This is a genomic window from Streptomyces sp. 3-6 (assembly GCF_056323165.1).
The window spans coordinates 22,342-46,601 of record NZ_JBWHZP010000024.1 but is presented as its reverse complement, the minus strand read 5'-3'; the positions used below and the strand labels follow the sequence as shown (position 1 = coordinate 46,601).

The 24,260-nt window shown below is 71.4% G+C and carries 26 protein-coding genes and 4 tRNA genes; 23 read left to right on the top strand and 7 right to left on the bottom strand.

Translation table 11 applies throughout. From position 1 onward, the window contains the following. Positions 1-66: 66 nt before the first annotated feature. Complete coding sequence (htpX, locus tag AC02VZ_RS23685; RefSeq protein ID WP_476476336.1) at positions 67-930, top strand: zinc metalloprotease HtpX; 864 nt, start codon at positions 67-69, stop codon at positions 928-930. Then, a complete protein-coding gene (locus AC02VZ_RS23680; protein ID WP_432056034.1) occupies positions 927-1,322 on the top strand; it encodes a YccF domain-containing protein in 396 nt (131 codons plus the stop codon). Before htpX ends, AC02VZ_RS23680 begins: the two co-directional genes overlap by 4 nt. Before the next feature lie 112 nt (positions 1,323-1,434). On the opposite strand, the gene AC02VZ_RS23675 is transcribed toward AC02VZ_RS23680, so the two are convergent. Both AC02VZ_RS23675 and AC02VZ_RS23670 read right to left on the bottom strand, forming a co-directional pair. Then, positions 1,435-1,869: a VOC family protein gene (locus AC02VZ_RS23675; protein ID WP_476476335.1), complete on the bottom strand. Its 435-nt coding sequence runs from the start codon at positions 1,867-1,869 to the stop codon at positions 1,435-1,437. 476 nt (positions 1,870-2,345) lie between these two features. Continuing rightward, the gene (locus AC02VZ_RS23670) at positions 2,346-3,596 is read right to left on the bottom strand and encodes an APC family permease (protein ID WP_476476334.1); all 1,251 of its coding nucleotides are present in this window, start codon (positions 3,594-3,596) and stop codon (positions 2,346-2,348) included. Positions 3,597-3,717: 121 nt separating this feature from the next. On the opposite strand from AC02VZ_RS23670, the gene AC02VZ_RS23665 reads away from it, so the two are divergent. Next, positions 3,718-3,984 (top strand): GlsB/YeaQ/YmgE family stress response membrane protein, encoded by a 267-nt coding sequence (locus AC02VZ_RS23665; protein ID WP_432056037.1) that lies wholly within the window; start codon positions 3,718-3,720, stop codon positions 3,982-3,984. A 189-nt stretch (positions 3,985-4,173) separates the two neighbouring features. Here AC02VZ_RS23665 and AC02VZ_RS23660 read toward each other — a convergent pair whose 3' ends face one another. Next, a complete protein-coding gene (locus tag AC02VZ_RS23660) occupies positions 4,174-4,662 on the bottom strand; it encodes a YajQ family cyclic di-GMP-binding protein (protein WP_362090530.1) in 489 nt (162 codons plus the stop codon). Positions 4,663-4,895: 233 nt separating this feature from the next. Here AC02VZ_RS23660 and AC02VZ_RS23655 point away from each other — a divergent pair. The 3 genes from AC02VZ_RS23655 (at position 4,896) to AC02VZ_RS23645 (ending at position 6,178) form a co-directional block, all read left to right on the top strand. Next, a tRNA-Tyr gene (locus AC02VZ_RS23655) sits at positions 4,896-4,977 on the top strand. A gap of 363 nt (positions 4,978-5,340) precedes the next feature. Further along, the gene (locus AC02VZ_RS23650) at positions 5,341-5,745 is read left to right on the top strand and encodes a hypothetical protein (protein ID WP_432054983.1); all 405 of its coding nucleotides are present in this window, start codon (positions 5,341-5,343) and stop codon (positions 5,743-5,745) included. Positions 5,746-5,965: 220 nt separating this feature from the next. Next, positions 5,966-6,178 carry a hypothetical protein gene (locus AC02VZ_RS23645; RefSeq protein ID WP_432054984.1) on the top strand — a complete coding sequence of 71 codons (213 nt, stop codon included), beginning with the start codon at positions 5,966-5,968 and terminating at the stop codon, positions 6,176-6,178. Between the two features lie 364 nt (positions 6,179-6,542). Here the strand turns inward: AC02VZ_RS23645 and AC02VZ_RS23640 are convergent, their stop codons facing one another. Both AC02VZ_RS23640 and AC02VZ_RS23635 read right to left on the bottom strand, forming a co-directional pair. Continuing rightward, positions 6,543-7,199 carry an NAD(P)H-binding protein gene (locus AC02VZ_RS23640; protein ID WP_432054985.1) on the bottom strand — a complete coding sequence of 219 codons (657 nt, stop codon included), beginning with the start codon at positions 7,197-7,199 and terminating at the stop codon, positions 6,543-6,545. A 323-nt stretch (positions 7,200-7,522) separates the two neighbouring features. Beyond that, entirely contained in the window at positions 7,523-8,785 is a 1,263-nt protein-coding gene (locus AC02VZ_RS23635; RefSeq protein WP_432054986.1) for an amidohydrolase family protein, read from the bottom strand. A gap of 733 nt (positions 8,786-9,518) precedes the next feature. Here AC02VZ_RS23635 and AC02VZ_RS23630 point away from each other — a divergent pair. The 9 genes from AC02VZ_RS23630 to AC02VZ_RS23590 all read left to right on the top strand — a co-directional run bounded on the left by AC02VZ_RS23630 (position 9,519) and on the right by AC02VZ_RS23590 (position 15,216). Continuing rightward, positions 9,519-9,591 (top strand) — tRNA-Thr (locus AC02VZ_RS23630). A gap of 46 nt (positions 9,592-9,637) precedes the next feature. Next, positions 9,638-9,710 (top strand) — tRNA-Met (locus AC02VZ_RS23625). An 89-nt stretch (positions 9,711-9,799) separates the two neighbouring features. Further along, a complete protein-coding gene (gene rpmG / locus AC02VZ_RS23620; RefSeq protein WP_003948671.1) occupies positions 9,800-9,964 on the top strand; it encodes a 50S ribosomal protein L33 in 165 nt (54 codons plus the stop codon). A 130-nt stretch (positions 9,965-10,094) separates the two neighbouring features. Continuing rightward, a complete protein-coding gene (locus AC02VZ_RS23615) occupies positions 10,095-10,547 on the top strand; it encodes an FAS1-like dehydratase domain-containing protein (protein WP_432054987.1) in 453 nt (150 codons plus the stop codon). An 8-nt stretch (positions 10,548-10,555) separates the two neighbouring features. Beyond that, a complete protein-coding gene (locus AC02VZ_RS23610) occupies positions 10,556-10,984 on the top strand; it encodes a MaoC family dehydratase (RefSeq protein ID WP_362092460.1) in 429 nt (142 codons plus the stop codon). Positions 10,985-11,248: 264 nt separating this feature from the next. Next, positions 11,249-11,848, top strand: a complete 600-nt coding sequence (locus AC02VZ_RS23605; RefSeq protein ID WP_432054988.1) for a TetR/AcrR family transcriptional regulator — start codon at positions 11,249-11,251, stop codon at positions 11,846-11,848. Positions 11,849-12,100: 252 nt separating this feature from the next. After that, positions 12,101-13,537 carry a DHA2 family efflux MFS transporter permease subunit gene (locus AC02VZ_RS23600; protein WP_432054989.1) on the top strand — a complete coding sequence of 479 codons (1,437 nt, stop codon included), beginning with the start codon at positions 12,101-12,103 and terminating at the stop codon, positions 13,535-13,537. Positions 13,538-13,695: 158 nt separating this feature from the next. Next, positions 13,696-14,076, top strand: coding sequence for a DUF3291 domain-containing protein (locus tag AC02VZ_RS23595; RefSeq protein WP_432054990.1), 381 nt, complete (start codon positions 13,696-13,698; stop codon positions 14,074-14,076). 84 nt (positions 14,077-14,160) lie between these two features. Then, complete coding sequence (locus AC02VZ_RS23590) at positions 14,161-15,216, top strand: UDP-N-acetylmuramate dehydrogenase (RefSeq protein ID WP_432054991.1); 1,056 nt, start codon at positions 14,161-14,163, stop codon at positions 15,214-15,216. 182 nt (positions 15,217-15,398) lie between these two features. Here AC02VZ_RS23590 and AC02VZ_RS23585 read toward each other — a convergent pair whose 3' ends face one another. After that, on the bottom strand, positions 15,399-16,442 hold the full coding sequence (locus tag AC02VZ_RS23585; protein WP_362090562.1) for an adenosine deaminase: 1,044 nt from the start codon (positions 16,440-16,442) through the stop codon (positions 15,399-15,401). 225 nt (positions 16,443-16,667) lie between these two features. Then, entirely contained in the window at positions 16,668-17,894 is a 1,227-nt protein-coding gene (locus AC02VZ_RS23580; RefSeq protein WP_362090564.1) for a pyridoxal phosphate-dependent aminotransferase, read from the bottom strand. 271 nt (positions 17,895-18,165) lie between these two features. Here AC02VZ_RS23580 and AC02VZ_RS23575 point away from each other — a divergent pair. The 8 genes from AC02VZ_RS23575 to rplJ all read left to right on the top strand — a co-directional run bounded on the left by AC02VZ_RS23575 (position 18,166) and on the right by rplJ (position 24,147). Continuing rightward, positions 18,166-18,238, top strand: a tRNA-Trp gene (locus AC02VZ_RS23575). A gap of 108 nt (positions 18,239-18,346) precedes the next feature. Beyond that, positions 18,347-18,634, top strand: a complete 288-nt coding sequence (secE, locus tag AC02VZ_RS23570; RefSeq protein ID WP_432054992.1) for a preprotein translocase subunit SecE — start codon at positions 18,347-18,349, stop codon at positions 18,632-18,634. Positions 18,635-18,714: 80 nt separating this feature from the next. After that, on the top strand, positions 18,715-19,560 hold the full coding sequence (nusG, locus tag AC02VZ_RS23565; RefSeq protein WP_432054993.1) for a transcription termination/antitermination protein NusG: 846 nt from the start codon (positions 18,715-18,717) through the stop codon (positions 19,558-19,560). Between the two features lie 181 nt (positions 19,561-19,741). Further along, positions 19,742-20,176 carry a 50S ribosomal protein L11 gene (gene rplK / locus AC02VZ_RS23560; protein ID WP_164334178.1) on the top strand — a complete coding sequence of 145 codons (435 nt, stop codon included), beginning with the start codon at positions 19,742-19,744 and terminating at the stop codon, positions 20,174-20,176. An 85-nt stretch (positions 20,177-20,261) separates the two neighbouring features. Further along, positions 20,262-20,987 carry a 50S ribosomal protein L1 gene (gene rplA / locus AC02VZ_RS23555; protein WP_362090569.1) on the top strand — a complete coding sequence of 242 codons (726 nt, stop codon included), beginning with the start codon at positions 20,262-20,264 and terminating at the stop codon, positions 20,985-20,987. 175 nt (positions 20,988-21,162) lie between these two features. Next, positions 21,163-22,131: an SCO4651 family lipoprotein gene (locus AC02VZ_RS23550; protein WP_476476345.1), complete on the top strand. Its 969-nt coding sequence runs from the start codon at positions 21,163-21,165 to the stop codon at positions 22,129-22,131. 330 nt (positions 22,132-22,461) lie between these two features. Continuing rightward, entirely contained in the window at positions 22,462-23,292 is an 831-nt protein-coding gene (locus AC02VZ_RS23545) for an SCO4651 family lipoprotein (RefSeq protein WP_432054994.1), read from the top strand. Positions 23,293-23,616: 324 nt separating this feature from the next. After that, positions 23,617-24,147, top strand: coding sequence for a 50S ribosomal protein L10 (rplJ, locus tag AC02VZ_RS23540; protein WP_432054995.1), 531 nt, complete (start codon positions 23,617-23,619; stop codon positions 24,145-24,147). Positions 24,148-24,260 lie beyond the last annotated feature (113 nt).

Here is a 24,260-nt window from a genome sequence, read left to right as displayed (position 1 = left end):
AGGTCGGACGGAAGATCAGCGAGCAAGCGCAAGGGTCCCCCTGCCGCACGACTTGGAGGGCGTACCGTGCACCGCCGGCACAACGGGCTCAGGACCGCGGTCCTCCTCGGGGGACTGTCCGCAGTCATCATCGTCATCGGCAGTTTCTTCGGCCGCACGGGCCTCGTCGTCGCCGTCGTGGTCGCCCTGGCCACCAACGCCTACGCGTACTGGAACAGCGACAAGATCGCCCTGCGCGCGATGCGGGCCCGCCCGGTCAGCGAGTTCGAGGCCCCCGGGCTGTACCGCATGGTCCGCGAGCTCTCCACGCAGGCCCGCCAGCCCATGCCCCGGCTGTACATCTCGCCCACCGAGGCACCCAACGCCTTCGCCACCGGCCGCAATCCACGGAACGCCGCCGTGTGCTGCACGGAAGGCATCCTGCGCCTGCTCGACGAGCGCGAACTGCGCGGCGTCATCGGCCACGAACTCAGCCACGTCCACAACCGCGACATCCTGATCTCGTCGGTCGCCGGAGCCCTCGCCTCCGTGATCATGTTCCTGGTGAACTTCGCCTGGCTGATCCCGATCGGACGCTCCAGTGACGACGACGGCCCCGGCATCCTTGGCATGCTGATGATCCTGATCCTGGGCCCCCTCGCCGCCAGCCTCATCCAACTCGCCATCAGCCGCTCCCGCGAGTACGAGGCCGATGCCTCCGGCGCCCAGCTCACCGGCGATCCACTCGCACTCGCCGCCGCCCTGCGCAAACTGGAGATAGGCACCAAGCAGCTCCCGCTGCCCCCCGAGCCCCGGATCGAGACGGCCAGCCACATGATGATCGCGAACCCGTTCCGGCCGGGCCAGGGGCTGTCGAAGATGTTCTCCACCCATCCGCCGATGGCCGAACGCATCGCCCGGCTCGAGAAGATGGCAGGTCGCCCCCAGTGAAGACCATCCTGAACGTCATTTGGCTCGTCCTCAGCGGCTTCTGGCTCTTCCTCGCCTATCTGCTCGCAGGCGTGCTGCTGTGCATCACCATCATCGGCATCCCCTTCGGGATAGCCGCGTTCCGCATCGGCGTCTACGCCCTGTGGCCCTTCGGATACGAGGCCGTCGAACGCCGGGACGCGGGCGCGCCGTCCTGCGTGGGCAACGTCCTGTGGCTGCTCCTCGCCGGCTGGTGGCTGGCCCTCGGCCACATCGCCACCGGCATCGCCCTGTGCGTCACGATCATCGGCATCCCGCTCGGCATCGCCAACTTCAAGCTGATCCCGGTCTCCCTGCTCCCCATGGGCCGCGAGATCGTCCGCACGGACCGGCCGTTCACACCGGCGTACTAGGAGCAGGCCGGTGCCGCGTCTCCGCTGTCGCCGGGATTGCCGGGGGTGCTGGGGCCTTGGGGGCCTTGGCGTCCCTGGGGTCCAGGCGGATCGTAGGGGCTGCGAAGCGGCCTCAGCCCGCCGTGTCCGGTGTCTCGACAGCCGTCAGCGTCACGGTGCCGTCGTCGGCGACCGACCAACCCGGGTTGTGGCACACCTCCCAGCGGTGACCGTCGGGGTCGGCGAAGTAGCCGTGATAGCCGCCGAACGCCGCGCGTTGCGGCTCTTTGAGCACCGTCGCTCCCGCCGCGCGGGCCCGCTGCACGGCCCGGTCCACATCGGCGGGTGAACCGAGATTCTGCGCCAGCGTGAACGGTGTACCGGCCGTTGCGGGGAGCCCGGTGTCGGCACCGAGGGCGTCCAGGGGAAAGAGCGCGAGAGCCAGCCCCTTGCCGATCTGGTAGAAGACGATCTCGTCCAGGTCGAGCAGCGGTGTCCAGCCCAGGCCACCGCTGTAGAACTGGCGGCTGACCTGTAGGTCTTCGACCCCCAAGGTCACCAGATTCACGCGCTGGTTCATACATCGCCCCACAGTGCCCGGTAGCAGATCGGCATCCGGCGGCAACGCTACCGCCGTGGCAGGGCGAACGGGGGCTCATTGGGGCCCGCCCGGCGCGGGGCAGGCCGACCCGGTTTCGCGCCGGGCGGCGCCGGAGCGCACCCGAGCGGGTGCCGAAGCGCACCGTGGGCCGGCGGTCCACGAAAACCGGAGCTGCGCGAACCGTGCACCGTCCACCAGCCGTCGGCTGTCCACAAGCGTCGGCTGTCCGTCAGGCAGTCGTCAGTTGTCCACAGGCCGTCGGTTCTCCACAAGCCGTCGGTTGTCCACAGGCTTCCCCGAACACCGCCAACCGGCCCCACGATGGACGCATGACCACACCGCATCCACCGCGTACCCCCGCACACCGCACGCCCGGCGACCACGCCCCGACCCGCTCCCGACCCCGCCCGGGCCACGGGAGGGCCCGATGGCCGACCGCCGGCCTACCGCAGAGCAGCCGTCCCCCGCCGCGCCCCGTACACCAGCGCACCCACCGCCAGCACGCCCGCACCGGCCATCACCGAGCCGACCGGCAGGGAGAAGGCCAGCACGGCACACCCGACGAGCCCGACGGCCGGCACCACGCGCGCCGCCACCCCGGGGCGCAGCGTCCAGGCAGAGGCGTTGGCCACCGCGTAGTACACCAGCACCCCGAAGGAGGAGAACCCGATGGCGCCCCGCACGTCCCCCGTCGCGGCCAGGACGGCGACCACGGCACCCACGGCCAGCTCGGCCCGGTGCGGCACCTGGAAACGCGGGTGCACGTCCGCCAGAGCGGCCGGAAGATGCCGGTCCCGTGCCATGGCCAGCGTCGTCCGTGACACCCCCAGGATCAGCGCGAGCAGCGATCCGAGCGCCGCCAGGGCCGCACCGGTCCGTACCACGGGCACCAGCCAGGGCACTCCGGCCGCCCCCACCGCGTCGGCCAGCGGAGCCGTGGCCTGGGCCAGCCGGTCGGGCCCCAGCACGGAGAGGACGGCGACAGCGACGGCCGCGTAGACGACCAGGGCGATCCCCAGCGCGAGCGGGATCGCGCGGGGGATGGTGCGTGCCGGGTCGCGGACCTCCTCGCCGAGCGTCGCGATGCGTGCGTACCCGGCGAAGGCGAAGAACAGCAGCCCCGCCGCCTGGAGGATCCCGCCGACTCCGCCCGGCGCTCCGAGGGACAGGTGCCCGGCCTCGGCCTGCCCGGACGACAGCGAGGCCACCACGACACCCGCGAGGACGGCGAGGACGACGGCCACGATCACCCGCGTCAGCCGCGCGGACCTCTGGACGCCGCCGTAGTTCACCGCGGTCAGCGCCACCACCGCGGCCACCGCCACGGCATGCGCCCGGTCCGGCCAGACGTAGGCGCCCACGGTGAGTGCCATCGCCGCGCAGGAGGCCGTCTTCCCGACCACGAAGGCCCAGCCGGCGAGGTACCCCCAGAACGCGCCGAGCTGCTCACGTCCGTACACGTAGGTGCCGCCGGAAGCGGGGTGGCGGGCGGCCAGCCGTGCCGAGGACGTCGCGTTGCAGTACGCGACCACGGCGGCGACGGCGAGCCCGAGCAGCAGCCCCGAGCCGGCCGCCTGGGCGGCGGGCGCGAGCGCGGCGAAGATCCCGGCGCCCACCATCGAACCGAGGCCGATGACCACGGCGTCGCCGACACCGAGGGTGCGGCGGAGACCGGGGCCCGAGGAGGCTGTCATGAGCTGCACGTTACTGATCACCGCAACCACCCGGCGCCCCCGAGGCGTCCTCCACACCACAAAGGCATGAACACCCCGGGACGGGAGGGTGTGGCACGGCAGGAAAGGGCAGGGACGAGGTATGACGATCATCAGTTGGATCATCCTGGGGCTGCTGGCCGGGGCGATCGCGAAGTTCCTGCTGCCGGGCCGCGACCCGGGCGGCCTCATCGGCACGACCCTGATCGGCGTCGCCGGCGCGTTCCTCGGCGGCTGGATCTCGTCCCGTTGGCTCGACCATCCGATCACCAAGGACTTTTACGACGGCACCACCTGGGTCGCCGCGATCGGAGGCTCTCTGGTGCTCCTGATCGCCTACCGCCTGCTCTTCGGCCACTCACGCGACTGACACCGCCCGACACACCGCGGCCGGACACGACGAAGTGTGGATACGACGAAGGGTGGACACCGCCGGTGCCCACCCTTTTCGTCCTGCCGTCGTACCGCTCCGTCAGCTCGTATCGCCGCGCGCAGGCACGCGGCTGCCGCCGCTCCGGCCCGACCTCACGGTCGTCCCACTTCGCGGGGCACCCGGCGGCTACCGGTAGTTGACGAACTGCAGCGCGAAGTCGAAGTCCTTGCCCTTCAGCAGCGCGATGACCGCCTGCAGGTCGTCGCGGCTCTTGGAGGTGACCCGCAGCTCCTCGCCCTGCACCTGGGCCTTCACGCCCTTGGGGCCCTCATCGCGAATGATCTTCGCCACCTTCTTGGCGTTCTCCTGGGAGATGCCCTCCTGGATCGTGGCGAAGATCTTGTACTCCTTGCCGGAGAGCTGCGGCTCACCGGCGTCCAGGGCCTTCAGCGAGATGCCACGCTTGATCAGCTTGGACTGGAAGACGTCGAGGACAGCCTTCACCCGGTCCTCGGAGTTGGCCTCCATGAGGATCTTGTCCCCGGACCAGGAGATCGAGGCACCCACGCCCTTGAAGTCGTAGCGCTGCGAGATCTCCTTGGCGGCCTGGTTGAGGGCGTTGTCGACCTCCTGCCGCTCGACCTTCGAGACGATGTCGAAACTGGAGTCGGCCATGTCCTGTGGCTCCTTGTATCAGGGTGCGCATCGGCTGCGAACCGCATCCGTACCGGCGAACGTGAGCGGTCGTCGGGCCCCGTGCCGGTCCCGCGCCGCATCCGCCCAAGCCTAGCCACCCCCGGCCCGCCCGGCGGCGATCAATCGGGTGGCGAAGCACCCCTGCCCATCGGGTATTGTTTACGTCGTTGCCACGGAGCAGCGCCGCAAGGCGGTGCATCGGCAGCAAACCCGGCGGTGTGCCCGAGCGGCCAAAGGGAGCAGACTGTAAATCTGCCGGCTCAGCCTTCCCAGGTTCGAATCCTGGCGCCGCCACACGACCGAAAGGGTCTGTGATCAGCAGCAATGCTGATCACAGACCCTTTCGTCGTTTCCGTATCGAGTCCGGTTGCCCCCTCCCACCCAGACCCAGATGCGAGCGCTGGTCAGCTGTGTGGGGCAGACGTGGGGCAGCTTGGGGCGGGGGCCGACTGTCGTCCCGCTGTCGGCTCGGTCGGTGTCAACCCGATCAAGCCCTCGCCCTGGAGGACCGCCGCCGCGACTCTGCTCGCGGGCGCGGGCGCGGGCGCGGGCGCGGGCACGGACACGCATTCACGCGGTGGACGTCAGCGCCCCGATCGCCGAAAGAGTCCTGTCGGGACGTTGGGAACGGACGCCGAGTGTTGCTTGACTGTCGCGGTGATCCAACTTCTGGTTGTGCTCGCGACAGGCGGGCTGACGACGTGGTTGCTGCTCAGAAAGGCGGAGCAGCGTGCGGCGAGGGCGGCGCGGGGGCATGAGATCCGGGTCCCCTGCCTGTTGCGGCATCCCGCGGTCGAGGGCCGGTGGCTGCGAGGACGGATGGTGATCGGCCCCTCAGCGATGACGTGGGAGCCCCGCACCAGAGTCGGAGCGGCGACAACGCTTCCCTCGGGACTGCGTCAGGTCGGCCTGCGGTCACCTTCGTGGCGTGAAGCGCTGCGGTTCAACGGTGGTTCGAGGATCGTCGAGTGCACCTCGTCCGAGGGGGACGTCCACATCGCCGTGATGCCGCGGGACCTGGGGTACGTGCTCGTGGCCTTGGAGGAGAGCGAGACGCCATGACCCGTGGGGCACCGCGACCAGGGGGGCGGCTTCCCGCCGGGCTCGGGAGGCGGCCGGGGCCGTGGAGCGCTTCCGCCCGGAGACACTTCGGTGTCGGGCGGTTGTGGGACGAAGGCGCCTGCGCCGACCGCTGCGGGCGCGGGAGTGAGGGAGTGACGAGTACGGGGCGCGAAAGGGCACGCTGATGCCGAGCGGGATGGGGCCCGGGCAGACTGGCGGTATGTCGTCCCGTCGCAGAACGTGTCCCGAGTGCCGTCGCGAGATCGCTGTCGTCGCCGGCCGGTACGCGCGTCACGATCCGCCCGGCGCGCGGCAGAGCGGGGAGCTGACGTCGTGCCCCGGTTCCCGTCGGCAGGCCCGGCTGGGGGCCGAGCAGCCCGCACTGGACGGGTACGTCGTGCCCGAGTTCCCCGGGCAGATGCCCTTGTTCTGACCGGGAACCGGTCCTCGCCGTCCGGTTCCGGCCCGGTTCACCAGCCCTGGGACGACCCGTCCGCCTCCGGAACGGCGACAGGGCAGGGCTGGTCAGGCCCAGGCCGAACGGTCGGGCCCCGTCGGTGACTTCGGCAACGGCTGCGGTTCAGGCCACGGCTCCGGCTCGGACCACGGCTCCGGCTCGGGCAACGGCTCTGGTTCGGACGCCGGTCCGCAGGGCAGTGCGGCCGTCCACAGCGGTGGGGGGACGGCTGCCCCGGTGGTGAGCGGACGGCCCGTCCCCCCCGGCGGTGAGCAGACAGCAGACGGCCGTCCCCCGCGGTGGGGAGACGGCCGTTCGCTGCTCGGCCGGTCGGTCGGACTCAGTTGCCCGCCACCGACTTCACCGCCACCGACACCGGGGCCGGCCCGCTGATCAGTTCCAGGGTCAGCCCGGCCGTCGCCGGGGTGTCCACCAACTCCGCCAGGACGGCGGCCACGTCGTCGCGGGGGATCGGACCGCGGCCGGTGTGGGCCTCCAGGCGGACCAGACCGGTCCCCTCGTCGTCGGTGAGCATGCCGGGCCGCAGGATGGTCCAGTCGAGGGCGTCCAGACCGCGCACGTAGTCGTCCGCCTCACCCTTGGCACGCTGGTAGACGTCGAACACCTCGTCGCCCTCGTGCGAGGCGTCGGCGCCCATGGACGACACCACGACGAAGCGGCGCACGCCCGCGCGGACGGCCGCGTCGGCGAAGAGGATCGCCGCTGCCTTGTCGACCGTCTCCTTGCGTGCGGCTCCGCTCCCCGGGCCCGCACCGGCCGCGAACACCGCCGCGTCCGCTCCCTCCAGCGCCTGGGCGACCTCCTCCACGCTCGCCGACTCCAGGTCGAGGACGATCGGTTCGGCGCCCAACCGCCGTAGTTCGTCCGCCTGCTCGGGCTTGCGGATGATGCCCGCCGCCTCGTCTCCGCGCGCCGCGAGCAGCCGCTCCAGCCGCAGCGCGATCTGACCATGACCACCAGCGATGACAATGCGCATGTCTTCGACCGTACGCCCGGCGGGCCGCGTTCGCCGCACCACTCGCCGTCCGCCACTCCACACCGGCCGGTGTCCGGCACGCGGAGGAGGCGTCCGCTGCGTGGGGAGGTGTCCGCTGCGCGGACCGGTGGCCGTCCGATCCGCTCCGGACTCCCGTTCCGATCCGTTCCTCCCGCACTTCCTCGGTACGGCGTGGTCAAGGCAACCGGGGGAGTGGAGCAAGTGCCGCTCGGGTGACGGGAAGCGAGCATGCCGCGGCTCCGGTGAGCCGCCGGGATGCCTCCCGGCGGCTCACCGCGAGGCGTCGTCGGTCAGGTCGTCGGTCACGTGGTTCCGCCACGCCCCTGGCGCGGCAGGCCCCACTCCGTCGTCGTCGCCGAACCGCGGTACTCGCGGACGGCGCTGGTGCGGGCCACCACCCGCCCCCGGTGCACCACGACGCGGCTGTACGCCAGGGACAGCGCGCCCGGCAGGCTCTCCCCGCGGACCGCGAGCAGCTCGGCCGGGAAGCCCGCCTCCACGCGCACCTCGGGCAGGCCCAGTGCCGCCCGCGCCGAGGTGCTCACCGCGGCGTAGGCGTCGCCGGGCGTCAGCCCGTGAGCGGAGGCCAGCAGGTACGCCGCCTCCAGCGGGTCGCCACGGCCGACGGGGTTCGACACGTCCCGCAGAGCGCCGCTGCCCGCCGCGAGCCGCACCCCGGCCGCGCGCAGCACACTCACCGGTGCGTTCCCGCGGTGGTCCGCGCCGGAGGCCCCGCAGCCGCCCTGGGGCAGGCACACCACCGTCACGCCCGCCGCGGCCAGCCGGTCGGCGGCGCGGGCGGCCTGGTCGCCGGGGATCCGGGCGAGGCCGGTGCACGGACTGAGGGTCACGCCGGGGCGCAGTCCGCCGACCATCGCCGCCAGCCGGGTGAGCCGGGCGGGGTCGGCGGCGTCGGTGTGCAGGTCGAGCGGGCAGCCGTGCTCGGTGGCGACCTCCAGCACGGCCTCCACGTACCCCGTGGGATCCGGGTCGAGGTCCGGACAGCCACCCACCACCGTGGCCCCCATCTTCACCGCGTCCCGCAGGACCGCCCGGGCCTCCGCCCCGGCCACTCCGGTCAGCACCCGAGGCATCGCCACCGTCGTCAGCTCGGCGAGCCCGCGCAGCGCACGCGCCGCCTCCAGCACCGCCGTCAGGGCCCCGAGCCCGGCCACGTCCCCCACTCTCACGTGGGCCCGCACCGCGGTCGCCCCGTGTCCGAGCTGGAGCAGCACGGCCTCGGTCACCCGGCGCTGGACGGCGTCGGGGGCGTAGGAAACGGGGCCCCCGGAGTCGGCGGACAGGGCGGTGACGGGGTGGGCGTGGGGCTCGGCGGGGGCGGGGAGGAGGAGATGGCCGGTGAGGTCCACCCGTGTGCCGCCGGTGCGGGTGCCGTCGGCCGTGAGGCTGCCGGCCGTTCCGACCGCCTCGATGCGCCCGCCGGACAGCCGGACGTCCACGGTCCGGCCGTCGGTCAGCCGGGCGCCGCACAGCAGGAGCGGGGGCTGGGCAGCCGGGCCGGAGGACGAGGGCGAGGACGGTGGCTGCGGCTGGCTGTCGGGCATCGCACTCCAGGGGCTCGGGCTGCGCGCGGAGGGCCTGCGGATCGCACGGTGGCACCGGCCACGCTGCGGCAAGATCACGCAGAGTGGGTCGAGCCTAGGACGGCGGCCAGGTCCCCGCCGGGAGGAGCGCAATAGTCGTACCGGCGTGGTGGTGCGGGGGCGGAGAGTGCGCCGGTGGCGGACCGATACCCGGGGAGCCGTCGTGGCCTCGAAGGGTCGTGGAGGCCGGGTGTACGGATGCTGTGCACGGGTCCTCTGTACGGGTCTGTGGGGCTTGTACATGGGCCCTGTGATGGAGCCCCGTGTAGGGAGAGAGGGAGGCGCGCCGCCGGGAACGGACCGGGACGGCGCGACCGCTCGGGCCGCCTCGTTGCGAACCTCCTCAAGGCCTTCTGTGACCGGCGAACTCTCTCAGGCCTTCGGCGACCTGGCTGACTCCCTCGGGCCTTCGGCCATCCGGACAACCTCCGCCCGTGCCGCCGGCGAACTCTCGCTCGGGTCCCCCCAGGGCCGGCTCGGGGGCCTGCTCGGACCCGCCCGGGCCCCCTCGCACCCCCCTCGCACCCCCCTCGGATTCGGCTTGGGCGGTCAGGTCCGAGTCGATCAGACTGTCGGCTCCGCGTGGCCCGAGGCGTCGGAACCGAGGGGAGCGAAGCCGTCGGATCCGAGTGGATCGGACCCGCGAATCGGATTTGGGCGATCGGCCGCGGAGCGTGTAATGTCTTCCTCGCTCGCCCCAATAGCTCAGTCGGCAGAGCGTCTCCATGGTAAGGAGAAGGTCAACGGTTCGATTCCGTTTTGGGGCTCTGGTGTGTGAGGTTCCCGTCGCGAGGCGGGGTCCGACCGCATCTCAGCGGTGTAGCTCAGTCGGTAGAGCAAGCGGCTCATAATCGCTGTGTCACCGGTTCAAGTCCGGTCACCGCTACAGACAGTAGCCGATTGCGGGGTCGGTCCTTCGATCGGCTACTCTTTCTGCGTTAATTCAAGTCAATCCGTTCGTCAAGGAGCACTCACGTGGCTGCCACCGACGTCCGCCCGAAGATCACGCTGGCCTGCGTGGAGTGCAAGGAGCGGAACTACATCACCAAGAAGAACCGGCGTAACAACCCGGACCGTCTTGAGATGAAGAAGCACTGCCCGCGTTGCAATGCGCACACCGCGCACCGCGAGACGCGATAAATCAGGCTCGTACGCGAGGCCGTCCCCGAACCACTGGGGGCGGCCTCGCGTCGTTTCCCCCTTGTTCGTCGACTTCCCCACTGCCTGTCGACGACGCTCGTCAACACCCGACACAGGAGGTGCCGCGCGCATGGCGCTGGACCAGTCCTTCGTGGGGCGGACGTATCCGCCCACCGAGCCCTACGAGGTGGGCCGGGAGAAGATCCGTGAGTTCGCCGAGGCGGTCGGGGACGACAACCCCGCCTACACGGACGTCGAGGCCGCCAAGGCGCTGGGACACCCGGACGTGATCGCCCCGCCGACCTTCGTCTTCTCGATCACCTTCAAGGCCGCGGGGCAGGTCGTGGCCGACCCGCAACTCGGCCTGGACTACAGCCGGGTGGTGCACGGCGACCAGAAGTTCGCCTACACCCGCCCGGTCAGGGCCGGCGACCGGCTCTCCGTCGTCTCCACCATCGAGGGCATCAAGTCGATGGCGGGCAACGACTTCCTGGACATCCGCGGAGACGTCTACGACGAGGCCGGCGAGCACGTCGTGACCGCCCGCACCAAGCTGGTGGCCCGCGCGGCCGAGGGGGCGTGACGAACACCATGACGGCGAAGATCGCCTATGCGGATGTCGAGGTCGGCACCGAGCTGCCCGCCCGCACGTTCCCTGTGAACCGCGCCACTCTCGTCCAGTACGCGGGTGCCTCCGGGGACTTCAACCCGATTCACTGGAACGAGAAGTTCGCCAAGGAGGTCGGTCTGCCCGACGTCATCGCGCACGGCATGTTCACGATGGCCGAGGCGGTGCGCGTGGTGACCGACTGGACCGGGGACCCCGGCGCGGTCGTCGAGTACGGCGTGCGGTTCACCAAGCCCGTCGTCGTCCCGAACGACGACCAGGGGGCCACCATCGAGGTGAGCGGCAAGGTGGGGGCCAAGCTCGACGACAACACGGTCCGCGTGGATCTCACGGTGACCAGTGCGGGGCAGAAGGTGCTCGGCATGTCCCGCGCGGTCGTGCGACTCGCCTGAGGCGGTCGCGCGGCGACCGATCGGTCCGGCGATTCGATCGGCCACGAACGAGGGGGGCGTTCTCACGGAGAACGCCCCCTCGCGTTGCGGCGCGGTCGTGCGGAACGCACACAACGCACACCTCGTGCAGAGATCGCGCACGGGCGCACACGTCGCGCCCCTCACCCCTCCCCGGTCGTCCCCCGCCCGGCGTGCGATGCCGGTGTTCGCTCCCGGCACCTTCCCCCTTGACATGGTTAGTGATTGAGCACTAACTTCATTTGCATGGCCAGGATGAGTGCAGAAGAGCGTCGGCGGAGCGTCATCCGCGCGGCGACGGCCGAGTTCGCGCGTGGTGGGTATCACGGCACGTCGACGGAGGTCATCGCCCAGCGGGTCGGTGTCTCGCAGCCGTACCTCTTCCGGCTCTTCCCCAGCAAGAAGGCCATCTTCCTCGCGGCGGCCGAGCACTGCGTGGAAGGCACCATCCGCAGCTTCGAGGAGGCGGCCGAGGGTCTTTCGGGCGAGGACGCCCTGCGTGCCATGGCGCAGGCGTACAACAGGACGATCGCCGAACAGCCGGAACAACTGCAGATGCAGATGCAGATGTACCTCGCGGTGGCCGCCGCCGAGCGGGAGGGCGACCACGAGTTCGGCGCCAGGGTGAGAGACGGCTGGATGCGTCTGTGGGACACCGCCCACGTCGCTCTCGGGGCGGAGGTCCGTGAGACGACGACCTTCATGGCCTACGGCATGCTCATCAACTGCCTGGCAGCCATGGGGTTCCCGCCGGAGCACCGGGTCTGGGAAGGGCTCGCCCTGCCCGACCCGGAGCAGGCGGAACAGGACGACTCGGAGCCCGCGCCGGAGGGGCCGCCGGCCTAGCGGGTCTGTTGCCCCGGCCGGGCGGACCGGACGCCCGCGCGTCGACGTGCACGGCAGAACTGCAGAGAACCGCACGATCGAGCAGTCACGCCTGAGGGTCACCTCCGGCGGTCGCGTACCAACGAGCAGAGGGTTCAAGGGCCGGTGGGCCACCCCGCCCGGTCGGTACCGGGGGATCGGGATCGGTTTTTTCTGGCCTCAGAAGTTAGTCATCAATTACTAATCAACGAGCGAGCACCTCCTGGGGGAGCGATGTCACCTCGATCCGAACGTCGCGGGGAAGCCGTCTGGGCCCTCGTCATCACCAGCGTCGCCGGCTTCATGGCGGCCCTGGACAACCTCGTCGTCACCACCGCGCTGCCCTCCATCCGCGAGGACCTCGGCGGCGCCCTGCACGACCTCGAATGGACCGTGAGCGCCTACACGCTCACCTTCGCCGTACTGCTGATGTTCGGCGCCGCCCTCGGTGACCGCTTCGGGCGCCGGCGTCTCTTCATGGTCGGCCTCGGCATCTTCACCGCGTCCTCCTCCGCCGCGGCCATGGCTCCCGGCATCGACTCCCTCATCGCCGCCCGCGCGGTCCAGGGAGCGGGTGCGGCGGTGATGATGCCGCTGACGCTGACCCTGCTCACGGCCGCCGTGCCCGAGGCCCGGCGCGGGGCGGCGTACGGCATCTGGGGGGCGGTCAACGGACTCGCCGTGGCCTCCGGGCCCCTGGTGGGCGGCAGCCTCACCGAGCACATCGCCTGGGAGTGGATCTTCTGGCTGAACGTTCCGCTGGGCCTCGCCCTCATCCCGCTCGCCCGTCTGCGCCTCACCGAGTCCTATGGGACCGGAGCCCCGCTCGACGTTCCCGGCACCCTGCTCGCCAGTGGCGGCCTCTTCGGCATCGTCTACGGCCTGGTCCGCGGCCCCGCCGACGGCTGGACCGGCGGCCTCGTCCTCACCGGCCTGTTCGCCGGCGTGGCACTGCTCGTCGGGTTCGTCCTCTACAGCACCCGCGCCAGGAACCCCATGCTGCCCATGCGGCTGTTCCGCTCCCGGGCCTTCTCCGGCATCAACGCGGCCAGCCTGCTGATGTTCTTCGGGATGTTCGGCTCGATCTTCCTGCTCGCCCAGTACCTCCAGAACGTGCTCGGCTACTCGCCCACCGAGGCGGGCCTGCGGATGCTGCCCTGGACCGGTATGCCCATGCTGGCCGCGCCCCTCGCCGGCATCCTCTCCGACCGCATCGGCGGACGCCCGGTCGTCGCCGTCGGACTGTTCCTGCAGTCCCTGGGCCTCGCCTACTTCGCCGTCGTGGTCACCACCGACGTCTCCTACGCCGCCCAGTTGCCCGCACTGATCATCAGCGGGATCGGCATGGGCCTGTTCTTCGCCCCGGCCGCCAACCTGGTGATGTCCAGCGTCCGCAAGGAGGAGCAGGGCATCGCCTCCGGTTCGAACAACGCGCTGCGTGAGGTGGGCGGTGCCCTCGGCATCGCGGTGATGGCCTCCATCTTCGCGGCGCGCGGCGGCTACGAGACCGGCCAGGCGTTCGTCGACGGCATGCGGCCGGCGCTCGTGGCGGGATCCGCGGCCGTCGCCCTCGCCGGAGTCGCCGCCCTGCTCATCCCGGCCCGCCGACGGCCGGAGGGCCCCTCGGGAGCACCGGAGGCGGCCGCCCCGGCCCTCGAAAAGGTCTCGTGACCGCCCGGCCCCGGCCGCCCTCGACCAGCCCCGGGAACAGCCCACCGAACTCGGTCGAGCATCCCCGGAGCAGTCCACCGCCCCCCACCGAACCCGCCCTCCGAACACCCACCGAGTACGCCACCGGAACCCACCGAGACCCAAGGAAGGACCCGGTCATGCCCACCCTCCCCTGGACCGTCCCGCACACCCCGCCGGCCCGCACCGAGGTGCACGTCTTCGCCTCCCGTTTCGAGACCCGCAGCCTGTGGGGGGCCCTGCGGTTCTTCCTGAGGACCCCGGCCGTCTGGTGGCAGGTGAGCAGGGCACCCGGCGCGTACGGCGCCACCCTCAGGGCCGAACCGTTCCGCCGCACCTTCTGGACCCTCTCCGCCTGGGAGTCGCCGAGGGCGCTCTCCGCCTTCGCCCGGAGCCGTCCGCACGAACCCACGGCCCGGGGCCTCGCCCGGCACATGCGGGACGCGAAGTTCGTCTCCTGGACGGCGACGAGCGACGACCTGCCGGTGGAATGGACCGAGGTGCGCCGCCGCCTGACCTGACACCGCGGCCGTCCCGTGCATGGACACGGTGACGTCCGCACGGCCCCCGCCGGCCCGGCCGGCGGGGGCCGTAGTCTTGGGCCCGTGCAGGAACTCCACGACGCCCCCCTCGCCCCGCTGACCACCTTCCGGCTGGGCGGTCCCGCGACCCGGCTGGTCACCGCGACGACGGACGACGAGGTGATCTCCGTCGTCCGCGAGGCCGACGACACCGGCACCCCGCTGCTGGTCATCGGCGGCGGCTCCAACCTCGTCATCGGCGACAAGGGCTTCGACGGCACCGCCCTCGTCATCGCCACCCGCGGCTTCCACCTGGACGGCACCCGCCTCGAACTGGCGGCCGGCGAGGTCTGGACGGACGCCGTCGCCCGCACCGTGGAGGCCGGGCTGGCCGGGGTCGAGTGCCTGGCCGGCATCCCCGGTTCGGCGGGGGCGACCCCCATCCAGAACGTCGGCGCGTACGGCCAGGAGGTCTCCTCCACCATCACCGAGGTGATCGCCTACGACCGCACCGTCCGCGAGACGGTCACCCTCGCCAACGAGGACTGCGCGTTCTCCTACCGCCACAGCCGCTTCAAGGCCGACCCCGAGCGCTACGTCGTGCTGCGCGTCCGGTTCGCCCTGGAGGACGCGGGCGGCCTCTCCGGACCGCTCAGGTACGCCGAGACCGCCCGGGCGCTCGGTGTCGAGGCGGGCGACCGCGTCCCGTTGGAGGCGGCGCGCGAGACCGTGCTGAAGCTCCGCGCGGGCAAGGGGATGGTGCTGGACCCCGAGGACCACGACACCTGGTCGGCGGGCTCGTTCTTCACCAACCCGATCCTCGACGCCGACGCCTTCGAGGCGTTCCGCGCGCGGGTGCGGCAGCACCTGGGCCCCGACGTGGAACCCCCCGCCTACCCCGCCAGTGAGGGCAAGGCCAAGACCTCCGCCGCCTGGCTGATCGACAAGGCCGGGTTCACCAAGGGCTACGGCACCGGACCCGCCCGCATCTCCACCAAGCACACCCTCGCGCTGACCAACCGCGGCGACGCGACCACGGAGGACCTGCTGGCCCTCGCCCGCGAGGTGGTCGCCGGGGTGCACCGCACCTTCGGCATCACCCTCGTCAACGAACCGGTCACGGTCGGCGTGAGCCTCTGACCGGAGCCTCCGACGGGTGACCGGAGCGGGCGGGCCGACGCCCCGGAGCCCGACGATCCGACCGCCTCGGACCCCGCGCCTCCGCGGCCACGTCGGAGCCCGGAACAGGGACGGAGCCGGGACCACGACGCGGGTACCTGGGCCAGGCCCCGGACCGGCAAGGGCGGGCCGTCCACCCGCCCTCAGCCCGTCACCGGCTCCGCCAGCCACGCGTCCACGCCCGCCAGCAGTTCCTTCTTGACGTCCTCCGGTGCCGCCGACCCGCGCACCGACTGCCGGGCCAGTTCCGCCAGTTCCGCGTCCGAGAAACCGTGGTGCTGCCGGGCGATCTCGTACTGGGCCGCCAGCCGGGACCCGAACAGCAACGGGTCGTCCGAGCCCAGGGCCAGCGGCACTCCCGCCTCGAACAGCTTCCGCAGCGGCACGTCCTCGGGCTTGTCGTAGACGCCCAGCGCCACGTTGGACGCCGGACACACCTCGCAGGTCACCTGGCGGTCCGCCAGCCGCTTCAGCAGCCGCTCGTCCTCCGCCGCCCGGACCCCGTGCCCGATCCGGGTGGCGCCCAGGTCGTCCAGGCAGTCCCGCACCGACGCCGGGCCGGCCAGCTCACCGCCGTGCGGCGCCGACAGCAGTCCGCCGTCGCGCGCGATGGCGAACGCCCGGTCGAAGTCCCGGGCCATCCCGCGCCGCTCGTCGTTGGAGAGCCCGAAACCGATCACGCCCCGGTCCGCGTACCGCACCGCGAGGCGGGCCAGCGTGCGGGCGTCCAGCGGGTGCTTCATCCGGTTCGCGGCCACCAGCACCCGCATCCGGAGCCCGGTGTCCCGCTGCGCCGTCTCCACGGCGTCCAGGATGATCTCCAGCGCCGGGATCAGGCCGCCCAGCCGGGGCGCGTACGACGTGGGGTCCACCTGGATCTCCAGCCAGCCCGAGCCGTCCCGCAGCTCCTCCTCCGCCGCCTCCCGCACCAGCCGCCTGATGTCGTCCGGTTCCCGCAGGCAGGAGCGGGCGGCGTCGTACAGCCGCTGGAAGCGGAACCAGCCCCGCTCGTCCGTGGCGCGCAGCTGGGGAGGCTCGCCGCTGGTCAGTGCGTCGGTCAGCGTCTCCGGGAGACGGACACCGTGCTTGTCGGCCAGCTCCAGGACGGTCGTCGGGCGCATCGACCCGGTGAAGTGCAGGTGCAGATGGGCCTTCGGCAGCCGGGAGACATCACGTACACGTTCCATTGCCCGATCGTGCCGCACCCGCGGTCCGAGCCGGTAGCGCTTTCCCGGAACGTGGTCTTGCTCGCACGTGAGTGCGCCGGCCCGCGCTGAACGCGGGGGACGGTGCCGCCGGGCCGTTCCCCAGGGGGGACGACGGAGCGGGCCGCCCCCTGGGGGACGGCCCGCCCGGTGCGGTGTTCCGCGGGTACCGGATGCCGGGCCGGATCCGGCGTCAGGGCACCCGGATCAGTCGCGGGCCTCCGCCAGCAGCTTCTGGATCCGGCTCACGCCCTCCACCAGGTCCTCGTCACCGAGGGCGTAGGACAGCCGCAGGTACCCCGGCGTGCCGAACGCCTCACCCGGGACCACCGCGACCTCGACCTCCTCCAGGATGAGCGCGGCCAGCTCCACCGAGCTCTGCGGGCGCTTGCCCCGGATCTCCTTGCCGATCAGCGCCTTCACCGACGGGTAGGCGTAGAAGGCGCCCTCGGGCTCGGGGCAGACCACGCCGTCGATCTCGTTCAGCATCCGCACGATGGTGCGGCGGCGCCGGTCGAAGGCCTCCCGCATGGTCGCCACGGCGTCCAGGTCGCCCGAGACCGCGGCGACGGCGGCCGCCTGGGCGACGTTGGACACGTTGGACGTGGCGTGCGACTGGAGGTTGGTGGCCGCCTTGACGACGTCCTTCGGACCGATGAGCCACCCGACCCGCCAGCCGGTCATCGCGTACGTCTTGGCCACGCCGTTGACCACGATGCACTTGTCGCGCAGCTCGGGCAGGACGGCCGGCAGCGAGGTGAACGTGGCATCGCCGTAGACGAGGTGCTCGTAGATCTCGTCGGTGAGCACCCACAGCCCGTGCTCGACGGCCCAACGGCCGATCGCCTCGGCGTCCTCGGCGCTGTAGACGGCGCCGGTCGGGTTCGACGGGGACACGAAGAGGACGACCTTCGTCCGCTCGGTGCGGGCCGCCTCCAGCTGCTCCACGCTCACCCGGTAGCCGGTCGTCTCGTCGGCCACCACCTCGACCGGCACACCGCCGGCCAGCCGGATCGACTCCGGGTAGGTGGTCCAGTACGGGGCGGGGACGATGACCTCGTCGCCCGGGTCGAGGATCGTGGCGAACGCCTCGTAGATGGCCTGCTTGCCGCCGTTGGTGACCAGGATCTGGGAGGCGTCCACCTCGTAGCCCGAGTCGCGCAGCGTCTTGGCGGCGATCGCGGCCTTCAGTTCGGGGAGGCCGCCGGCCGGCGTGTAGCGGTGGAACTTCGGGTTCTTGCACGCCTCGACGGCGGCCTCGACGATGTAGTCCGGCGTCGGGAAGTCCGGTTCACCGGCACCGAAGCCGATCACCGGCCGCCCGGCGGCCTTGAGGGCCTTGGCCTTGGCGTCCACCGCGAGGGTGGCGGACTCGGAGATCGCGCCGATGCGGGCGGAGACCCGGCGCTCGGAGGGAGGGGTTGCAGCGCTCATGCACCCATCGTTCCAGACCGGAAACCCGCCCGGCACAGGGGTTTCACAGACTGAACAGGTCCGGGCAGACCCCTGAACACCAGTCCGGACCACCCCCGGGCCGGCCCGTCCGAGCAGGTCGATCTTCGGCCGGTGACGCCCCCACGGGCGCTTTCTGTTCGACGCCCGGGCCAGGACCACGTACACTCTCACCTCGTTGGCCTCCGACGGCCCGCGCCGACCGGTGCACACCAGGCGACGAGTGGGATGCGGTACGTTGGGGAACACACAAAGGGTCGTAGCTCAATTGGTAGAGCACTGGTCTCCAAAACCAGCGGTTGGGGGTTCGAGTCCCTCCGGCCCTGCTCCACACACCTTCGCCAGGATGTGTGCGCATGTACGTACAGCAATGCACCGCCGTGCGGCTCAAACCGGGCGCGGCACGGCCACGACCCGGAATCAGGTGAGGACGAGTGACGGACGCCGTGGGCTCCATCGACATGCCTGATGCCGAAGACGAGGCTCCGGACTCCAAGAAGAAGACCCGCAAGGGCGGCAAGCGGGCCAAGAAGGGTCCGCTGGGGCGCCTCGCGCTCTTCTACCGGCAGATCATCGCGGAACTCCGCAAGGTGGTCTGGCCGACCCGCAACCAGCTGACGTCGTACACGACGGCTGTGATCATCTTCGTCATCCTCATGATCGGACTGATCACCGGGATCGACTATGGATTCAGTCACGCCGCCAAATACGTCTTCGGCTGAGCCGCAAGCGAAGAGCGCCGAGGTACCCGGCGCTCCTTTCGCATGTTCCACCCCTATGTATCCAGGAAGAAGCAGCCACCGTGTCTGACCCGAACGTGAACGACGCCGTTGAGCCTCGGGGCGAAGGGGCCGAGTCCGTCGAGGACGAGCTCGCCACCGTCGACGGCGCGGACAGCGCGGACACCGAGGCCTCCGCCGAGGTCGAGGCTGCCGACGCCGCCCCGGACGAGGCCGGCGCCGCCGCGGGCGAGGAAGCCGCCGCCGCGGACGAGGAGGCCTCCGAAGAGGCCGAGGAGGCCGAGGACGAGCGCGACCCGGTCGAGAAGCTCCGCGAGGAGCTGCGGACGCTGCCCGGCGAGTGGTACGTCATCCACACCTACGCGGGCTACGAGAAGCGCGTGAAGACCAACCTGGAGCAGCGCGCCGTCTCGCTGAACGTCGAGGACTACATCTTCCAGGCCGAGGTGCCCGAGGAAGAGATCGTCCAGATCAAGAACGGCGAGCGCAAGACGGTCCGGCAGAACAAGCTGCCCGGCTACGTCCTGGTCCGGATGGACCTCACCGACCAGTCCTGGGGCGCGGTGCGGCACACGCCCGGCGTCACGGGCTTCGTCGGCGACGCCTTCAACCCGTACCCGCTGACGCTGGACGAGATCGTCAAGATGCTCGCCCCGGAGGCCGAGGAGAAGGCGGCCCGCGAGGCCGCCGAGGCCGAGGGCAAGCCGGCTCCGCAGCGCAAGGTCGAGGTCCAGGTGCTGGACTTCGAGGTCGGCGACTCGGTCACCGTCACCGACGGCCCGTTCGCGACGCTGCAGGCGACCATCAACGAGATCAACCCCGACTCCAAGAAGGTCAAGGGCCTGGTGGAGATCTTCGGCCGCGAGACGCCGGTCGAGCTCTCCTTCGACCAGATCCAGAAGAACTAGCGCCCCGCGCCGGTTCCCTCCGGCACACAGCTTCCGGGCAGGTCAGTCGAGCGCTCACGCCCTCGGCTGACCTGCTCGGTTTTTGGCCGCGCATACATACCCGCTATCGTTGTGCGGTATGCCTGCGTCCGGGTGGTTTCCCGGTCGCGGGCAGGACCCGAATGAAAGGACCCGGAGAGCCATGCCTCCCAAGAAGAAGAAGGTCACGGGGCTCATCAAGCTCCAGATCCAGGCCGGTGCCGCGAACCCGGCCCCGCCGGTCGGCCCCGCGCTGGGTCAGCACGGCGTCAACATCATGGAGTTCTGCAAGGCCTACAACGCCGCGACCGAGTCGCAGCGCGGCTGGGTCATCCCGGTGGAGATCACGGTCTACGAGGACCGCTCCTTCACCTTCATCACGAAGACGCCGCCGGCCGCCAAGATGATCCTCAAGGCCGCGGGCGTGGACAAGGGCTCCGGCGAGCCGCACAAGAACAAGGTCGCGAAGATCACCCGTGACCAGGTTCGCGAGATCGCCACCACCAAGATGCCCGACCTGAACGCCAACGACCTGGACGCCGCCGAGAAGATCATCGCCGGCACCGCCCGTTCCATGGGCGTCACGGTCGAGGGCTGACCTCCACCCCCGCAACCCGAAGCAGAAGTGTGGCAGGGCCTGCTCGGCCCGCACCACGACTCCTAAGAACCCACAGGAGCAAGTAGTGAGCAAGCGCAGCAAGTCTCTCCGCGCTGCGGACGCCAAGGTCGACCGGGAGAAGCTCTACGCCCCGCTCGAGGCCGTCCGTCTCGCCAAGGAGACCTCCACGACCAAGTTCGACGGCACCGTCGAGGTCGCCTTCCGCCTGGGTGTCGACCCGCGCAAGGCCGACCAGATGGTCCGTGGCACCGTGAACCTCCCGCACGGCACCGGTAAGACCGCCCGGGTCCTGGTCTTCGCGACCGGTGACCGTGCCGAGGCCGCGCGTGCCGCGGGCGCCGACATCGTCGGCGCCGACGAGCTGATCGACGAGGTGTCGAAGGGCCGCCTGGACTTCGACGCCGTCGTCGCCACCCCGGACCTCATGGGCAAGGTCGGCCGCCTCGGCCGCGTGCTCGGTCCCCGTGGTCTCATGCCGAACCCCAAGACCGGCACCGTGACCCCGGACGTCGCCAAGGCTGTCAACGACATCAAGGGCGGCAAGATCGAGTTCCGCGTCGACAAGCACTCGAACCTGCACTTCATCATCGGCAAGACGTCCTTCGACGACTCCAAGCTGGTGGAGAACTACGGCGCCGCGCTGGAGGAGATCCTCCGTCTGAAGCCGTCCGCCGCCAAGGGCCGGTACATCAAGAAGGCCGCCATCACCACCACGATGGGCCCCGGCATCCCGGTCGACCCGAACCGCACCCGCAACCTCCTCGTCGAGGAGGACCCGGCCGCGGTCTGAGCCCCACGGCTCACCTCAACCGGTCCACGGGCCCCGCACCTGCTCAGGTGCGGGGCCCGTCCCCGTTCGGGCCCGTCCCCGTTCCGGCCCGCCCACCGGCCGTCTGCGCTACGGTGCCGACACGGGGTTCGCACGGAGGGACGGGGGCACAGGGGTGGGACCGGGACCGACGACGATCATCTCGGTGCGCCGCACCGGTCTCGCGCTGGCGGCGGCCGCCGCGCTCACCGGCCTCACCGCGATGTCCGCCTGCACGACGACCGGTTCCTCCGGGGACACCAGCTCCTCCGGGCCGACCACGTCCCCCTCCCGCGCCGCCGGCGGGGGCGACGCCTCCCGGGGCCGGGAGAGCACGGCGGACCCGGCGGCCGTCGCCGCCCTGCAGGCCGCCGAGCGCGCCACCGGCCGCGCGCACTCCGCCCGGGTCGAGTCGACGACCACCATGGGCGCCCTGATGTCGATGAAGGCCACCGGAGTGCTGTCCTGGCGCGACGGCCTGACCGGCACCCTCACCCTCACCTACACCGGCGGCAGCGTCGCCGAGGCCATGCGCCGGCTCGGCAGCACCTCGATGGAGGCCCGCTACCTCCCCGACGCCTACTACGCCCGCATGGGCGACGCCTTCGCCGCGCAGACGGGCGGCCGGCACTGGATCCGGTACGCCTACCGGGACCTGGACGGGCTCGCCGACGGGGCCGGGGCGCGGTTCGGCGACCAGATGCGCGACACCGCCCCCCACCACTCCGTGAAGCTGCTGCTGGCCTGCGGGGACGCCCGGCGGGTCGGTGACGAGCGGGTGCGCGGCGACCGGGCCACCCACTACCGGGGGTCCGTGAACGTGGCCGCCCTCGACGGCGCGGACAGCCGGGGCTCCGGACTCGATCCCGCCGAGCTCGCCGACCTCAGGGACCGGCTCACCCGCGCCGGGGTCACCACCCAGACCGTCGACGTCTGGGTCGACGACCGGGACCTGCTGGTGAAGAAGGTGGAGCGGGCCAGCACGGCATCGGGCGAGCTGACCCAGACCGCGTACTACTCCGGGTACGGGGTGGGCGTCACGACCGTGGCGCCGCCCGCCGCGGACACCAGGGACGTCAAGGACCTGGTGGGCGACGGCGGCGGGCCGTCCGGCGGGCACTCGTAGGCACGGGCGTCACCTTCCCGTCGTCCGCTCGAAGGGCGGGCCGTGCGGCGCCGGGTGCGCCGCGAGCACGTGGCGGGCGTCGTGACGGGGCGGACCTCGCCTGTCGGGCACCAGCCACCGCCCACCCCGGACGGGATGTACGGCGGGCGGCTGTCCCGGCCCCCGGCCCCCGGCCCCCGGCCCCCGGCCCCCGGCCTCGGCCCCGGTCCCCGCCCCGGAAAATCGAACACTTCCGCCGTTCCGGTGGGGTAGCCTCCCCACTCATCGAGCGCGCCAACCATGCGTTCCCCGGGGGGAGTTGCGTCGGGGGGCGACATGCTGGGGGATTCCGTGAAGTCATCCGCACCCGTTGCCGGACTGGCCGCACTCCTGCTCGCCGCAGGGGCCGTCGGCTGTTCCCAGAGCACCGACTCGCCCGCCATGACCCCGGCCGCCGCCGTCGCCAGGGCGGCGAAGAGCACCGGGGACCTGACCTCGTTCCGCTACACCCTGACCGGCGAGGTGCCCGAGCAGGGCCGGGTCGAGGGGGAGGCCGTGATGCGGCTCGAGCCCGAGCCGGCCATGGGCATGAAGATGACGGCGCTGGACCAGGGCGCGGACGGCACCGTCGAGATCCGGCTGGTCGACGAGGTCATGTACATCGGCGGCGGCGCCGGCATGGCCGAGGAGTTGGACGGGAAGAAGTGGATGAAGTTCGACCTGGCCGCGACGGGCGCCGACGGGGCGCTCGCCGACCGGGGTGCCGCGGACCGGGCCCGGCAGGACCCGGCGGCCGAGGCCGGGTTCCTCACCAGTGCCAAGGACGTGGAGAAGACCGGCACGGAGGAGATCGACGGCGTCGGGACCACCCGGTACTCCGGCACCGTCACGCTCGACGACCTGCGCGCCTCGCTGAAGAAGAAGGACGCGGCGGCCGCCGAGCGCGGTGAGCAGAACATCGAGCGGTACGCGGCCATGGGCGTGGACGAGCTCACCATGGACCTGTGGGTGGACGGTGAGGACCGCACCAAGCGGTTCCGGATGCGCGGCGACGCTGCCCAGGGACCGCTGGACATGACGATCACCTTCCACGACGTGAACAAGCCCGTCACCGTCGAGGCACCGCCGGCCGGCGAGACCGCCGACCTGGAGGAGCTGCTGGAGGGCCTCGGGGAGGGCTGATCGCGTCGGCCCGCACCCGGCCGCGGGGCAGTACGGGAGCGGATTTGCCTCCCGGTGAGCCGTTCCCGTACCCTCCTGAGGAAGCCAAAGACCGCTGGTCGTTGCCGTGCGCTCGCGAGAGGGCGCGGTGGCCGAAGGATCCGCTGAACTGCGGACGACCCGCGCAGGTGACTGTGGAAGAACTCCCGGATGTCGACGCTGCCGCAAGGCGGTGCCGGAACCGGTCGAGCCTCGCCCCGTGCGCCTGCGCCGGGGCGTTTCGTTTTCCCCAGTCCTCCTTCGGGTCCGCGCGGTCCGAATCACCCGGAAGGAGGCCGAGGCTCTATGGCGAGGCCCGACAAGGCTGCCGCAGTGGCCGAGTTGACGGACCAGTTCCGCAACTCCAGCGCTGCCGTGCTGACCGAGTACCGCGGTCTCACCGTGGCCCAGCTCAAGCAGCTGCGCCGTTCGCTCGGTGAGAACGCCCAGTACGCCGTGGTGAAGAACACGCTGACCAAGATTGCGGCCAACGAGGCCGGGATCTCGACGCTGGACGACCTGTTCAACGGTCCGACGGCAGTCGCCTTCGTCACCGGTGACCCGGTGGAGTCGGCGAAGGGTCTTCGTGACTTCGCCAAGGACAACCCGAATCTCGTCATCAAGGGCGGTGTCCTTGACGGCAAGGCGCTGTCCGCCGACGAGATCAAGAAGCTCGCGGACCTCGAGTCCCGCGAGGTTCTGCTCGCCAAGCTGGCGGGTGCCTTCAAGGGCAAGCAGACCCAGGCTGCCCAGGTGTTCCAGGCGCTCCCGTCGAAGCTGGTCCGCACCGTGGACGCGCTTCGTGCCAAGCAGGACGAGCAGGGCGGTGCCGAGTAATTCGGCTCGCTGACCGATCCTCACCGCGTGTGGTGGGGGTCGTTGCGGGCCCGACGTACGCCCGCCTCACCCAGTACATCCGGCACCTGCCGATTTAGTGGAAGGACCGCCAT